We start from the raw sequence: 14,486 nt of genomic DNA on the forward strand, positions 1-14,486 counted from the left end.
GGAAGACGCCGTCCGTACCGGGACCCGCATGACCACTCAAGAACGCGCGGCCTCGCTCAGGACGACGAGGTGATGGTGGCGGACCCCAGCACGGTGTCCCCGTCGTAGAGGACGGCCGCCTGGCCCGCCGCCACACCCGTCGCCGGACTGTCCAGCTCGATGTGCATATCGTCACCCGAAAGCTGCACCCGGCACCCGTACACCTCGCCGTGCGCACGCAGCTGCACCTGGCAGACCAGTGGCTCGCGCGGCTCGGCGACCGGCCCGTTCCAGATCGGCCGGCTCCCCACGATCGAACTCACCGCCAGGGACGACCGCGGCCCCACCGTCACCGTGTTGGACACCGGCTCGATGGACAACACGTACCGCGGCCGTCCGTCCGGCGTCGGCCGGTCGATCCGCAACCCCTTGCGCTGTCCGATCGTGAACCCGTAAGCCCCCGCGTGCTCCCCCACGACCTCACCGGACTCGTCCACGATCGGCCCCGGCTCCGACCCGAGCCTGTCGGCGAGGAACCCGCGCGTGTCCCCGTCCGCGATGAAGCAAATGTCATGACTGTCCGGCTTGTCGGCCACGGTGAGCCCCCGCACCGCCGCCTCGGCCCGCACCTCGGCCTTGGTCGACCCCCCCAGCGGGAAAACGGCCCGCGCGAGCTGCTCCCGCGTCAGCACCCCGAGAACGTACGACTGGTCCTTCCCCGCGTCCACACTGCGCCGCAGCACCCCGCCGTCCAGCCGCGCGTGATGCCCCGTCACGACCGCGTCGAACCCCAGCGCCACCGCACGGTCGAGCACCGCCTCGAACTTGATCTTCTCGTTGCACCGCAGACAAGGATTAGGCGTCCGCCCCGCCGCGTACTCACTGACGAAGTCCTCGACCACGTCCCGATGGAACCGCTCCGCCATGTCCCACACGTAGAACGGGATCCCGATCACATCGGCCGCACGCCGAGCGTCCCGGGAATCCTCCAGGGTGCAACACCCCCGGGCCCCGGTCCGGTACGACTGCGGATTGGACGACAACGCAAGGTGAACCCCGGTGACGTCATGACCGGCCTCAGCCGCCCGAGCCGCCGCCACCGCGGAATCCACACCGCCGGACATGGCGGCCAGCACACGAAGACTCATAACCCTTCGAGACTACCTTTCCCCCACCCCCTGGCCGCCGCACTGTGGACGAAGCAGCCGGGGGTGGATCACGGAAAGGACGCCTCTCGACGAGGAGCCCTCAGGCCAGGAGGCCGATCAGCCGAGAAGCTCGTCGGCGCTCGCGGCGGTGGCCGCGCGGCGCAGCCATCCTTCGAGCTGACCGGTGTCGGTGCAGGACGTCACGCGCTGCCGCTGCTCATCGGTGACCGGGAGGCCGCGTCCCTCCAGCACCAGCAGGACGGCCTTGGCCTCACCTTTGGCCTCACCTTTGGCCTCGCCCTTGGCCTCGCCCTCCAGCAGTCCTTCCGCGCGGCCTTCTTCGCGGCCTTCTTCGCGGCCCTTGAGGCGGAGTTCGGACACGTAAGGGTGGGTCCGAGTGGTCATAAGTGTCCTCCAGATGTCGAGTGCGTGCCCCTTGCCGAGGCCGGATTCGGTGAATTCGGCGAGGTCGGCGGCTTCTCGCGTATCGATGTCGCGCAGTGCGTCGGACAGTGTGCTCAGTATCGCATCCACGCTGGGTGACGTGGCGTGTACGACGGCAGACAAGATGGCGCGGTGGATGTCCTGGGCCGCTTCGACCGGATCGGTGATCACGGGGATGTTGTCGGGGCCGAGGACGAGCGGCCGGATGGTCATGGTGTGCCACTGGGGAAGGCCCACGAAATAGGGTTCGCGGGCCCAGCAGGCGGTGGCGGCGGTGGGACAGGTGACGATGAGCAGCACGTCACATTGGTAGGTGTCGTGCAGATGCGCCAGGTATCGGGCCCAGCGGCGGCGCTTCTCCTCGGATCGACCGGTCTGCGCTTCGATGGCGGCGATGATCTGTTTGTCGGGGAGATGGAGCTTGAGCAGGGTGTCGACCCAGCGGGGGACAGGGGTGAGGTCGGTGAGGTCGACGTTCATGATCTCGACCTTGACCGTGTCGGGAAGGGGCATGGACAGTTCGTTCCGAAGGACGCGAGGCAGCAGGTCGGTGTCTCGCTGGAAGATCCTGTGCAGCGCCTCGTGAGTGGAAGCGGGCATGACGCAAAGTTATCTTATGAATACTCTCCGTACATGGCAAAGTCGCAATCGTGTCAGCCGGAGAAAGGGGTCCGGGTGTCCTTGAGCGTGCGCCGGGCCGGCGCCGTAGTGGCACGGTTCAGCCGGTGGTGGAGATGGGTCAGGTGTGGGCTTGGAGGGCTTTGCCGATCCAGTCGTGGGCCTTGGTCTCGGGGTGGGGCCAGGGGGAGCCGGTGATGATGGCGGCCAGTTGCCACTGGCGGGTGGCGCGGGGGTCGTGGTCCTGGTAGGTGCGGGCCAGGGTGCGGCGGAAGGTGGGGCCGTCTTCGGATTTGTGCATGGCGGCCAGGAGAGAGGCGATCTTGTTCAGGATGGGGACGGCTCGGGGGGATGCGGGGTCGATGTCGTCGGAGACCGCGGTCAGGGCGATGCGGGTGACGGTCTCGTTGTCCTGGCGCCATCGGTCGAGGTCGGCGGCTCCTTCGCGTTGCCGGCGTTCCCAGAACTCCTCGCTCTGGCGGCGCAGGCTGGCCCGGTAGTCCTCGTCGGACATCAGTTCCACGAGTTCGAGCCAGGCGTCGAGCTGCCGGGGGGTGGGCTCGGCCGGCAGGTCGGGGACCATGGCCTCCCGCAGGCCGGTGAGCCACCGCTCGCGTGCTTCGTTGCCGCCGCCGACCTCGGCCACGAACGAGTCCAGCAGCGCCGCTCTCTCGGCCGCGCCGAGGCGTCCAAGGGTGTTGAGCTTGCGCAGGTCGGCTTCGGACGGGTCGTCTTTCTCCAGGGTGGCCCGGAGCACGGCACGGGTTCGCTGGAGATTCGTGAGCTGCGTCTCCACTGTGCGCAGATGCAGCGCGAGGACCTGTTTGAGGTCCTGCTCCCCCAGTGTGCGGATCGTCGCGAGGTTCACCCCCATCTCGCGCAACGCTCGCACGAGCTCCAGCCGCGCCAGATCGTCCTCGCCGTACACGCGGTATCCGGCCGCGGTGCGGTCCCGCTCAGGCAGGACACCGGCGTCCGAGTAGAAGCGGATGGTCTTCACCGGCAGCCCTGACATGCGGGAGAGCTGTCCGATCGTGTACCCCTCCCCCGGCGCCACGGCTCCTCCAGACCACCTCGAAGACTCCAGCTACTGGATACTTTACCGTTGCCGAGGCGGTTCCATCAGCGGCTTGCAGCCGTCTTGGAGCGGATTTACAGGGCTTCGGAGTCTCGTTGATCTCGTCCCGATACCGAGGAGACGAGAACTTCGATGAACCTTTCTTTCGCATGGACTCGGCAGACGCGGCGGCGTGCCGGCAAGCCGGCCGGGCTGGTCGTGGCGATCTCGGCCGGGCTGGTGGTGGGGCTTCCCGGGCCGGCGGTGGCGGAGCCGACGCCGGGGCCGCAGGCCAGTGATGTCAACGCGGCGCGGGCTCTGGCGGCGTGTGATCCGAGTGGGACGACGGGGACGGACTCGGCGCTCGCGGCGGAGTTGAACGGCAAGCTCAAGGCGAAGATGCGCGGCTACATGTCGGCGTACCGGGTGTCGTGCGCGCGGATGGTGGTCAAAGCGGTGCGGGACAGAGGGCTGCACTCGCGGGCCGCGGTGATCGCGATCACGACGACGATCGTGGAGAGCAGCATCGACAACATCAGTGAGGAACTCGACCACGACAGTTTGGGGTTGTTCCAGCAGCGGGCTTCCTGGGGGACGCGAGCACAGCGTCTGGACCCGATATGGGCCACCAACGCTTTTCTGAACAAGATGCTGTCGAAGTATCCGAACAACGCCTGGCGGACGGCGCCGATCGGGGAGATATGCCAGGCGGTACAGGTGTCCGCCTACCCGGACCGGTACCAGCCGCAGGCCGGCGACGCGCAGATCATCGTGGACACGCTGTGGGGCGGGGTTTCGGCGACTGATTTCAGTGGCGACGGTAAGGCTGATGTGCTGGCGCGGAACGCCACCACCAAGGACCTGCACCTCTACCGGGGGAACGGCTCCGGGGGGTTCCAGAGCGGCACCGGCGAGAACATCGGCAACAACTGGAGCGCCTTCGACGTCCTCTTCTCGCCTGGCGACTTCAACGGGGACGGAAAGGCCGACATCCTGGCGCGGAACGCCACCACCAAGGACCTGCACCTCTACCGGGGTAACGGGTCCGGCGGGTTCCAGAGCGGCACCGGGGAGAACATCGGGAACAACTGGAGCGCATTCGATGTCGTGTTCTCGCCTGGCGACTTCAACGGGGACGGAAAGGCCGACGTGGTGGCTCGCAACGCCACCACCAAGGACCTGCACCTCTACCGCGGGAACGGCTCCGGCGGGTTCCAAAGCGGCACCGGGGAGAACATCGGCAACAACTGGAGCGCCTTCGACAAGGTCTTCTCCGCCGGCGACTTCAACGGCGACGGGAAAGCCGACATCCTCGCGCGGAACGCCACCACCAAGGACCTGCACCTCTACCGGGGGAACGGCTCCGGCGGGTTCCAAGGCGGCACCGGCGAGAACATCGGCAACAACTGGAGCGCTTTCGATCTGATCTTCTCGCCTGGCGACTTCAACGGGGACGGGAAAGCGGACGTGGTGGCGCGGAACGCCACCACCAAGGACCTGCACCTCTACCGCGGGAACGGCTCCGGCGGGTTCCAGAGCGGCACCGGCGAGAACATCGGCAACAACTGGAGCGCTTTCGACGCCATCTTCTGACCGGTGCGGACGTAGGGCCGGCGTCGGGCTGGCGGCGCCGTTGTCCCGGCCGCTCTGTCGGGGACTTCCAGAGGATTTACAGCGCCACACATCAGGCTTTCATCCACAGACACTTGATCACGACGAAGGAAAGTGGCAATGAATCAATCAGTCATACGCCTCGGCTTGGTCCGTACGGTCGCGGTGTTCGCGGCGCTCGTCACCGCGATGTTCGCTCTTGCCGCGCTGGACGAGGGGGCGAAGAGGAATCATGCGGACGCGAGTACCGCCGGGGGGCCCATCACGCGTTCCGAGGTGCTCGCTCGTGCGCAGAACTGGGTGAACCGCAATGTGCAGTACAACCTGACACGCCGGTCCAACACGCTGGTGACCGATGTGGACGGGTCGCACAAGTACGGGCCGGACTGCTCCGGGCTGGTGTCCATGGCCTGGCACATCACGGCGAACTCCGGCAAGGGTGGGAACAGCACCTCCGATTTCGCGGGATGGTCCGGTAAGTCCTACCTGTCGAGTCTGCATGAGCTCAAGCCTGGGGATGCCATTCTCAAGGACGGGCACATGGAGTTGTTCGCGCGGTGGAAGAACTCCTCCGACCACACGCAGGGGGCCTGGACGTACTCGCTGAACGGCGGGTCGGACCCGGACGGCGACGGCTGGGAGAACGACTGGGCCAAGGGACCGAGCGAGAACTCGCACGGTCAGGTCGGCAGCGAGTCGTGGTCGAGCATGCAGAACTACCGGCCGATCCGGTACGACAACATCGTCGACGACAGCGTCGGCGGCGGAGCGGACCGGGACTTCAACGGTGACGGGAAGGCCGACATCCTGGTCCGGAACGCCACCACCAAGGACCTGCATCTCTACCGGGGGAACGGGTCCGGCGGGTTCCAAAGCGGCACCGGCGAGAACATCGGCAACAACTGGAGCGCATTCGACCTGATCTTCTCCGCCGGCGACTTCAACGGCGACGGAAAGGCCGACGTGGTGGCTCGCAACGCCACCACCAAGGACCTGCACCTCTACCGGGGTAACGGGTCCGGCGGGTTCCAAAGCGGCACCGGCGAGAACATCGGCAACAACTGGAGCGCATTCGACCTGATCTTCTCCGCCGGCGACTTCAACGGCGACGGAAAGGCCGACGTGGTGGCTCGCAACGCCACCACCAAGGACCTGCACCTCTACCGGGGTAACGGGTCCGGCGGCTTCCAGAGCGGCACCGGCGAGAACATCGGCAACAACTGGAGCGCATTCGACGTCCTCTTCTCGCCTGGCGACTTCAACGGCGACGGAAAGGCCGACATCCTGGCCCGGAACGCCACCACCAAGGACCTCCACCTCTACCGCGGGAACGGCTCCGGGGGCTTCCAGAGCGGCACCGGGGAAAACATCAGCAACAACTGGAGCGCCTTCGACAAGGTCTTCTCGGTCGGTGACTTCAACGGTGACGGGAAGGCCGATGTGCTGGCTCGAAACGCGTCCACCACGGACCTGCACCTCTACCGGGGGAACGGATCCGGGGGTTTCCAGAGCGGCACCGGCGAGAACATCGGCAACAACTGGAGCGCCTTCGACATCATCTTCTGATGGTGCTCTGCGAACGTCCGCCGGGTGAACCGCCGTAAACGGCGCCGGATTCACCGCACCACGTCCCGCCGTACCGGCGCCGACAAGGTCACACCAGACGTGACGGGGAAGTGGCGACACCGGCGAAGGTGAGCAGTCACCACACCGGACACAAGATGTACAACCGGCCAGCCGATCCGGCTGGCCGGTTTCCGTTTCCGGTTCCGAGCCCGATCCGGCCCGGTTACGAGTCCAGTTCCGGCACCGGTGCCGGTTCGAGTCCCCTACCGAGTCCGAATCCATACCGCGTCCAGTCCCGTACCGCGTCCGGTTCCGTCTCCGGTTCCGTCTCCGGTACAAGTCCAGTTCCGGCACCCGCGCCGGTTCGAGTCCCGTACCGAATCCGAATCCCATACCGAGTCCGAATCCGTACCGCGTCCAGTCCGGTACCGCGTCCCGTTCAGCGTCCGGTTCCGTCACCGGTACAAGTCCAGTTCCGGCACCCGCGCCGGTTCGAGTCCCCTACCGAATCCGAATCCCATACCGAGTCCGAATCGGTACCGCGTCCAGTCCGGTACCGCGTCCCGTTCAGCGTCCGGTTCCGTCACCGGTACAAGTCCAGTTCCGGCACCCGCGCCGGTTCGAGTCCCCTACCGAGTCCGAGTCCGAGTCCCGTACCGAGTCCGAGTCCGAGTCCCGTACCGAGTCCGAATCCGTACCGCGTCCAGTCCGGTACCGCGTCCCGTTCAGCGTCTGATTCCGTCTCCGGTTCCGGTTCCGTCTCCGGTTCCGAGTCCGGTCTGGTTCCGAGTCCGGTTCCGCGTCCGTTCCGGTTCCGCGTCCGTTCCGGTTACGCGTCCGGTCCGGTTCCGGTTCCCGCGTCGCGGTCCGAGTCCGAATCCAGTACCGAGTCCGGTTTCGACTCCCGTTCCAAGTCCGAGGCTGGTTCCGGGTCCGAATTCGGTGCCGAATTCGGTGCCGAATCCAGTCCGGTGCCGCGTCCAGTGCCGGTTCCGAGTCCCGTCCGGTTCGCAGTCACGTACCGAGTCCGAATCTGGTCCGGTTCCAGCACCGCGTCCGGTTACGAGTCCGGCCCGGTGCCGTCCGGCCAATGCTCACAGCAGAAGCCTCGGCCGGCCGGGGCCTCCGCAGGGAAGGACGACCACCCGTAACCGTCACGGAAAGTTCTGGTCAGTCGGTTCCACGTGGTCGGTTCTGGTTCGTCAGCTGATGCCGGCTCGGCGGGCTCGTTCCACGGCGGGGGGGAGGACGGTGATGAGGTCGGTTATGTCGGAGTTGGTGGAGGTGTGGCCCAGGGAGAAGCGGAGGGAGCCTCGGGAACGGATGGGGTCGGCGCCCATGGCGAGGAGGACGTGGGACGGCTGGGCCACGCCTGCTGAGCAGGCGGAGCCGGTGGAGCATTCGATGCCTTTGGCGTCGAGGAGCATCAGGAGTGCGTCGCCTTCGCAGCCGGGGAAGGAGAAGTGTGCGTTGCCGGGGAGGCGGTGGTCGGGGTGGCCGTTGAGGATGACGTCGGGGACGGCTTCGCGGATCTTGGTGATCAGGTCGGTGCGCAGGGTGCGGAGGTGAGCGGCGTTGGCTTCGCGGCGTTCCACAGCGGTGTGGACGGCGGCGGCGAAGCCGGCGATGGCGGGGGCGTCCAGGGTGCCGGAACGGACTTCGCGTTCCTGGCCGCCGCCGTGGAGGACGGGGACGGGGTCGACGCCTCTGGCGAGCAGGAGTGCGCCTACTCCCATGGGGCCGCCGAGCTTGTGCGCGGAGACGGTGAGAGCGGCGGCGCCTGAGGTGGCGAAGGAGACGGGGAGCTGGCCGACGGCCTGGACGGCGTCGGTGTGGAACGGGATGCCGTACTCGGCGGCGATGGCGGCCAGTTCGCTGACGGGCTGGATCGTGCCGACCTCGTTGTTGGCCCACATGACGCTGACCAGGGCCACGCTCGCGGGGTCGCGTTCGATGGCGGCGCGGAGGGTCTCGGGATGCACCATGCCGTACTCGTCGACGGCCAGATGCTCCACGGACGCGCCTTGCCGGTCGGCGAGCCAGTGTGCGGGGTCGAGAGCGGCGTGGTGCTCCACGGCGCTGATGAGGACGCGGCCGGCGCCGGTGGCGGCCTGTCTGGACCAGTAGAGGCCCTTGATGGCGAGGTTGTCGGCCTCGGTGCCACCGCCGGTGAAGACGACCTCGCTGGGACGTGCGCCGAGGGCCGCGGCGATGGTCTCGCGCGCCTCCTCGACGACCCTGCGGGTGCGGCGGCCGGCGGAATGGAGGGAGGAGGCGTTGCCGACGCGCATGAGCTGCGCGGTCATCGCCTCGATCGCTTCGGGGAGCATCGGCGTGGTCGCCGCGTGGTCGAGATAAGCCATGGCGTACTCAAGCGTACCCACTTTGCCAGGTGTACCGTCCGGACGGTACAGTAACGGGTGTGAGAAGAGATGAGCTTTTGAACGCCGCGGAGGCGCTCCTGGCCGAGCAGGGGGCCCCGTGCCTCACGCTGGCGGCCGTGGCCGAGCGCGCCGGTGTGAGCAAAGGAGGGCTTCTCTATCACTTCAACACCAAAGAAGCGCTGATCAAGGGCTTGATCGAGCGGCTGGTCCGTGATTTCGACGAGCTGGTGGCGGCGCAGGACGAGCCGTCGTACACGCGGGCTTACCTCGCGGCGACATTTGCCGCCGTGCGGAGCGGGAGCCTGCGGCGCTGGGCCGTGGCGACCGGTGCGGCGGGGGACCCCGAGCTGCTGGCGCCGTTACGGGAGGCCATGGCGCGCTGGCATCGTGAGGGCCTGGCCGACGAGCCGGACCCGATGGCGGCCCGGATCGTGCGCCTGGCCTGCGAAGGGCTCTGGGAAGTGGCTACGCACGACCCCGGCTTCTACGACGAGGGTCAGTACGAGGAGCTGTACCAGCGGCTCTGCGGGCTGCTGCCAGGGTGATGGGACGGCGCGACACGTTCATTCCACCTGTGGACTGGGCCTTGGGCCTTGGGCCCGGCTCGGGTTCTGGGTCGGGCTGAGGGCTGAGACCGGGTCGAGGTCCGGGTCAGGGTCAGGGTCGAAGTCCGGATCCAGGTCCAGATCAAAGACCAGGTCAGGTCAAAGACCGGGGCCTGGTCCTGCTTCTGGTCCTGGTCCTGGTCCTGGTCCTGGTCAAAGTCGGGTCCTGGTCAAAGTCCGGGTCGAAGTCCGGGCCCGGGTTTCGGCCCGTGTCACAGCACGGGGCCGGGTCGAAGTCCTGGTCCGCGTCCGGACCCCGGCTGGGGCCCGGTCCGGGTCGAAGGCCCGGTTTCGGTCTGAGTTCTGGTCCAGGTCCGAGTTCCTGTCCTGACCAAGGTCCCAGTCCTGACCAGGGTCTTCCCGTCCTGCCCTGAGTCCTGAACTTGGTCCACGTCCTGGTCCGGGCCGGAGTCCTGGTTCAGATACGAGACCTGATCCTGGTCTCGGTCTGGTCTGCCGAAGTCCGGTCGCCGGAGTCCCCTCGTGGAAGTCTCCGCCGGAGATGGCGGCCTGCCGCTCCTCGACCCGATTCCACTTTCCGTCCCGATATCACTACTCCCGGCGTGCCTGTCGTTCCCCGGCGCGCCGGTTCTCTCCTGCGTCACCGCGTGGTGACGCCTGCCCTGAAAGTACGTGAAAGGAGCTCAGCGATGAGCCGCGCTCTGAGGACCGCTCGTTACGGCGTGATCCTCACCTTCGTTCTCGCCGGACTGGTGTGCGGTACGTATACCGTCCGCATTCCAGCCCTCACCGACAAACTCGGCGTGTCCGAGGCGGCGATGGGGGTGGTGCTGCTCGCCTGGGGTCTTGGGGCCTTGGTGACGATGCAGGCCATGCGGGGGGTGATGGCCCGGATGGGAAGCGCGGCGGTCTTGCGGGTCGCGGCGCCGCTGTGCGCGGTGTCGCTGCTCGCGGTGGCCGTGGCACCGTCGTACCCGCTGGTGGTGGCGGCGTCCGCGTTGTTCGGCATGTTCTTCGGCACGGTGGACGTGGCGATGAACGCGCAAGGGTCGACGGTGGAGCGGTCGTACGGCCGTCCGCTGATGAACGGCATGCACGCCGGGTGGTGCGTCGGCGCCATGTCCGCCGGGGTGTTCGGCACCGTGGCGATCACGCTCGGCATGTCCTTCACCGCCAACCTCGTGGCCGTGGCCCTGGCGGCCGTTCCCGCGGCGTTCCTGCTCGGCCGTACGTATGTGCCTGACCTCGCGGCCGGTACGTCGTCCGGTGGTGCGCGGCGCCGGATGCCACCGGTGGTCTACCTGCTCGGTGTCATCGCGTTCGCGGCGTTCATGGTGGAAGGCGCGGTGGCCGACTGGAACGGCCTGTTCCTGCGCGACACCATCGGTGCGCCTGAGGCCGTCGCCGCGATCGGCTACCCGATCTTCGAAGGCGGCATGCTGATCTCCCGCCTCACGGGTGACCGCCTGCGGGCCCGTTTCGGTGCCCGCGCTCTCATCGCGGCCTCCGGTCTGGCCACGGCCGCCGCCTTCGCACTGGTCCTCAGCACGTCATCGGTGGTGGTGGCCGTCGCAGGCATGGTGCTCATCGGCCTGGCAGTCGCCACGGTCTCCCCCATGGCCCTGTCCCTGGCCGGCTCCGCGACCCGCACCCCTGGACCGGCCATCGCACAGACCGGCGCCATGGGTTACGCCGGCCTGCTCCTCGGCCCTGTGGTCATCGGCATGCTCACCCACGCCACGTCCCTGCGCGCCGCTCTGACCCTGACCATCGGCCTCGGCTTCCTCATGACCGTCACGGCCCTGCTCCTCCCCCGCGTCTCCCTACCTGTCCTAGGCGAGGCACGGCGTGAACCACCGCGCGAAAAGGAATCCACCACACGAGAGCCGGCCCGACTCGCCGCCTGACGACCGGCCACGGCCTGTCGGCCGCCGTATTTAGGCGCCGGATTCGTCGTACCACTTCCCGCCGCGTCGGCGCCGGGGAGGAACAGGTCCAGGGAGGGGAACGTGGGCCGGTCTGGTGCTTTCCTGTCCGGGTCCGGGTGGCGGGTCTGTTCCGGCGGGTTCGTTTCGACCGACACATCCTGTCTCGTGACTCGCGGCGTTGTTTTATGCCGACAGGTCATGGTGGGGGTGGGGTGCGCTTACGGGGCCGGAATCTGAGTACTCCGGTAAGTGCCGGCAATGCCTACGGTGATCGGCGTGTGCGGGGGTGCGTCCGCGGAGGTGGTGTACGAGTTTCCGCTGGTAGTCAGCGTGGCGTCGTGAAATGAGGACGGCCACGTGATCCTTCGAGTGCGAAGATCAAGATCGAAGGAGAACAGGATGGCCGTCAACGACAGTGTGGATGCTGCGGGCTGGCTGGCGAAGCAGATCGAGTCCGGGGATCGGGATCTGTTGCCATCCATGATGAAGACCATGGCCGAGACGTTGATGTCGGCCGAGGCCGACGGCCTGTGCGGCGCCGGATACGGCACCCGCAGCAGCGAGTGGACCAACCGGCGTAACGGTTATCGGACCCGCGAATGGGACACCCGTGCCGGCACCGTCGAGCTGTCCGTCCCCAAACTCCGGCAGGGACTCCGGTAAGTGTCGGCAATGCCTACGGTGGTCGGCGTGGGGTTCCGATTCCGGTCACGTCGTCTGAGGCGGCACGCCATGTGCCGGTCAGGACGTGGTGGGGGTTGGGTGGGTGGCCGAGTTGAGGTGGGACAACTCTTATGGGTGGGCCAAGGCCACAAAGCCGACGTTGGGGTTTCAAACGAAGGGGCGAAGCCCCGGAGAAACACAGCACGAGCCGGAAGGCGTCCCGGCGCCGGAGGCGAGGACCACTCCGAAATCTGAGTACTCCGGTAAGTGCCGGCAGGGTCTGCGGGGGTCGGCGTGGGGTTCCGATTCCGGTCACGTCGTCTGAGGCGGCACGCTATGTGCCGGTCAGGACGTGGTGGGGGTTGGGTGGGTGGCCGAGTTAGGGTGGGACGACTCTTATGGGTGGGCTAAGGCCACAAGGCCGAAGTTGGGTTTTCAAACGAAGGGGCGAAGCCCCTGGGGAATACGGCCCGAGCCGGAAGGCGCCTCGGCGCCTGGAGGTGAGGACCACGGCGCGGACGGTGAGCATCCTCCCGTACCGCCGGTTGACGTGCGTACGAAGGCGCCGGATTCGCCGTACCGCGTCCCACCGCGTCGGCGCCGCTGGGAAGCGACGCTGAACGCGGTGGGAGGCCGGAACGCCGGAAGAGGTTGGCGTACGGCGGACCTCGGATACCGGGGTACAGCGGACCTCGGATTACCGACCTACGGCAGACCTCGGATGCCGGGGTACAGCGGACCTCGGGTTACCGGCGTACGGCGGAGCTAGGTCAGCGGCGCTTTTCTACCTCTTCGGTGAGTTGGGGGACGATTTGGTGGAGGTCGCCTACTACGCCGAAGTCGGCCAGTTCGAAGATGGGGGCTTCAGGGTCCTTATTGATGGCGATGATGGTTTTGGCGGTTTGCATGCCGGCGCGGTGTTGGATGGCGCCGGAGATGCCGGCGGCTATGTAGAGCTGGGGGGCTACGGTTTTGCCGGTCTGGCCTACCTGGAACTGGTGGGGGTACCAGCCGGCGTCGGTGGCGGCTCGGGAGGCGCCTACGGCGGCGCCTAGGGAGTCGGCGAGTTTCTCGATGATTGAGAAGTTCTCGGCGGAGCCTACGCCTCGGCCGCCGGAGACGACTATGGCGGCTTCGGTGAGTTCGGGGCGGGCTCCCTTTTCCTGCTTCACGCGGTCCACCACGTGGGCCAGGCGTGCGGTGTCGGAGAGGGTGACCTCGACGCGCTGCTCGGTGCCGGCGGCGGGGGACGGTTCGGGGGTGGTGGCGTTGGGTCGCACGGCGATGATGGGGGTGCCCTTGGTGACGCGCGAGGTGACGTTGACGCCGCCGCCGAAGATGGACTGTTCTGCGGTGAAGCCTTCGCCGAGGCCGACGGCGTCGGTGATGATGCCGGAGTCGGTCTTGACGGCGAGGCGGCCGGCGACCTCCTTGCCTTCTGCGGTGGCGGCGACGAGGACGCCGGCGGGGGTCGCGGTGGAGACGAGCTGGGCCAGCAGCTCGGCTTTCGGTGCGACGACGTGGTCGGCGAGGTCGGCGGCGTCGGCGACGTAGATCTTGTCGGCGCCGTACTCGGCCAGTTTGGCCTGGATGTCCGGCGAGTAGCCGGGGCCGGCCCACACCGCGGAGGGGGAGCCGAGGGTGCGGGCCAGGGTCAGCAGTTCAAGGGTGACCTTCTTGACCGCGCCGTCGACGTGCTCGACGAGTACCAGAATCTCAGCCACAGGTCACTCCTCAGATGAACTTCTTCGACGCGAGGAACTCGGCGGTCTTGGCCCCGCCGTCGCCCTCGTCCTTGACGATCGTGCCGGCGGCGCGCGGCGGCGCGACGGCGAAGTCGGCGACTTCGCTCCAGGCGCCGGCGAGGCCGAGCAGCCCGGCGTCGAGGCCGTCGGCGCCGACCGTCTCGACCGGCTTCTTCTTGGCGGCCATGATGCCCTTGAACGACGGGTACCGCGGCTCGTTGATCTTCTCGACGACGGACACGACGGCAGGCAGGCTGCCCTGGACCTTGTCGTAGCCGTAGTCGGTGACGCGGTGGATGGTGACGTCGGAGCCGTCGATGTCGAGCTTGGACGCGAAGGTCAGCTGCGCCACGCCGAGCCGCTCGGCGAGCATGGCGGCGAGCACACCCATGCGCGCGTCGGTGGACTCGGTGCCGAGGATGACGAGGTCGAAGCCGATGCGCTTCAGCGTCTCGGCGATGGCGTACGACGTGGAGAGCGCGTCGGAGCCGTGCAGCGCGTCGTCCACCAGGTGGACGGCCTTGTCGGCACCCATGGCGAGGGCTTTGCGTATGGTGTCGGTGGCCTTGGCCGGGCCCATGGTGAGCACGGTCACCTCGCCGCCGTGGGCCTCTTTGACCTTGAGGGCTTCCTCGACGGCGTATTCGCACAGTTCGTTGATGACGCCGTCCGCGGCGTCACGGTCGAGCGTGTTGTCATCGGACCTCAGCTTGCGCTCGGTCGCCGTGTCGGGGACCTGCTTCACGCAGACGACGATGTTCATGACCGGTGGCCGAC

General features: G+C 67.5%; 10 protein-coding genes and 1 pseudogene. 5 read left to right on the forward strand and 6 right to left on the reverse strand.

The window, feature by feature from the left end:
• Positions 1–56 precede the first annotated feature (56 nt).
• From mnmA to BJ992_RS26970, 3 genes are all read right to left on the reverse strand, one after another.
• The gene (gene mnmA, locus BJ992_RS26960; RefSeq protein ID WP_184985697.1) at positions 57–1,127 is read right to left on the reverse strand and encodes a tRNA 2-thiouridine(34) synthase MnmA; all 1,071 of its coding nucleotides are present in this window, start codon (positions 1,125–1,127) and stop codon (positions 57–59) included.
• Between the two features lie 117 nt (positions 1,128–1,244).
• Positions 1,245–2,171, reverse strand: coding sequence for a hypothetical protein (locus tag BJ992_RS26965; RefSeq protein WP_184985699.1), 927 nt, complete (start codon positions 2,169–2,171; stop codon positions 1,245–1,247).
• Positions 2,172–2,310: 139 nt separating this feature from the next.
• Positions 2,311–3,246, reverse strand: coding sequence for a MerR family transcriptional regulator (locus BJ992_RS26970; protein WP_184985701.1), 936 nt, complete (start codon positions 3,244–3,246; stop codon positions 2,311–2,313).
• Positions 3,247–3,399: 153 nt separating this feature from the next.
• Here BJ992_RS26970 and BJ992_RS26975 point away from each other — a divergent pair, with 153 nt between their 5' ends.
• Together BJ992_RS26975 and BJ992_RS26980 are read left to right on the forward strand one after the other, a co-directional pair.
• Positions 3,400–4,839, forward strand: a complete 1,440-nt coding sequence (locus BJ992_RS26975; protein WP_184985703.1) for an FG-GAP repeat domain-containing protein — start codon at positions 3,400–3,402, stop codon at positions 4,837–4,839.
• Between the two features lie 138 nt (positions 4,840–4,977).
• Complete coding sequence (locus BJ992_RS26980; RefSeq protein ID WP_184985706.1) at positions 4,978–6,423, forward strand: FG-GAP repeat domain-containing protein; 1,446 nt, start codon at positions 4,978–4,980, stop codon at positions 6,421–6,423.
• A gap of 1,202 nt (positions 6,424–7,625) precedes the next feature.
• On the opposite strand, the gene BJ992_RS26985 is transcribed toward BJ992_RS26980, so the two are convergent.
• Positions 7,626–8,786 (reverse strand): cysteine desulfurase family protein, encoded by a 1,161-nt coding sequence (locus BJ992_RS26985; protein WP_184989063.1) that lies wholly within the window; start codon positions 8,784–8,786, stop codon positions 7,626–7,628.
• A 59-nt stretch (positions 8,787–8,845) separates the two neighbouring features.
• Between BJ992_RS26985 and BJ992_RS26990 the strand changes: the two genes are divergently transcribed.
• From BJ992_RS26990 to BJ992_RS27000, 3 genes and pseudogenes are all read left to right on the forward strand, one after another.
• The gene (locus BJ992_RS26990; protein ID WP_184985708.1) at positions 8,846–9,352 is read left to right on the forward strand and encodes a TetR family transcriptional regulator; all 507 of its coding nucleotides are present in this window, start codon (positions 8,846–8,848) and stop codon (positions 9,350–9,352) included.
• 710 nt (positions 9,353–10,062) lie between these two features.
• Positions 10,063–11,280 carry an MFS transporter gene (locus tag BJ992_RS26995; protein WP_184985710.1) on the forward strand — a complete coding sequence of 406 codons (1,218 nt, stop codon included), beginning with the start codon at positions 10,063–10,065 and terminating at the stop codon, positions 11,278–11,280.
• Between the two features lie 420 nt (positions 11,281–11,700).
• A pseudogene (locus tag BJ992_RS27000) lies at positions 11,701–11,955 on the forward strand (transposase); the annotation flags it as partial.
• A gap of 779 nt (positions 11,956–12,734) precedes the next feature.
• On the opposite strand, the gene BJ992_RS27005 reads toward BJ992_RS27000, so the two are convergent.
• Both BJ992_RS27005 and BJ992_RS27010 read right to left on the reverse strand, forming a co-directional pair.
• Entirely contained in the window at positions 12,735–13,688 is a 954-nt protein-coding gene (locus BJ992_RS27005) for an FAD-binding protein (RefSeq protein ID WP_184985712.1), read from the reverse strand.
• Positions 13,689–13,698: 10 nt separating this feature from the next.
• Complete coding sequence (locus tag BJ992_RS27010; RefSeq protein WP_184985714.1) at positions 13,699–14,472, reverse strand: electron transfer flavoprotein subunit beta/FixA family protein; 774 nt, start codon at positions 14,470–14,472, stop codon at positions 13,699–13,701.
• Positions 14,473–14,486: the final 14 nt, after the last annotated feature.

The organism is Sphaerisporangium rubeum (assembly GCF_014207705.1).
Lineage (GTDB): Bacteria > Actinomycetota > Actinomycetes > Streptosporangiales > Streptosporangiaceae > Sphaerisporangium > Sphaerisporangium rubeum.

Coding starts and splice junctions, on each gene's coding strand:
- BJ992_RS27010 (WP_184985714.1), bottom strand. CDS start 14,472: ATGAACATCGTCGTCTGCGTGAAGCAGGTCCCCGACACGGCGACCGAG.
- BJ992_RS26965 (WP_184985699.1), bottom strand. CDS start 2,171: ATGCCCGCTTCCACTCACGAGGCGCTGCACAGGATCTTCCAGCGAGAC.
- BJ992_RS26975 (WP_184985703.1), top strand. CDS start 3,400: ATGAACCTTTCTTTCGCATGGACTCGGCAGACGCGGCGGCGTGCCGGC.
- BJ992_RS26985 (WP_184989063.1), bottom strand. CDS start 8,786: ATGGCTTATCTCGACCACGCGGCGACCACGCCGATGCTCCCCGAAGCG.
- BJ992_RS26980 (WP_184985706.1), top strand. CDS start 4,978: ATGAATCAATCAGTCATACGCCTCGGCTTGGTCCGTACGGTCGCGGTG.
- mnmA (WP_184985697.1), bottom strand. CDS start 1,127: ATGAGTCTTCGTGTGCTGGCCGCCATGTCCGGCGGTGTGGATTCCGCG.
- BJ992_RS26995 (WP_184985710.1), top strand. CDS start 10,063: ATGAGCCGCGCTCTGAGGACCGCTCGTTACGGCGTGATCCTCACCTTC.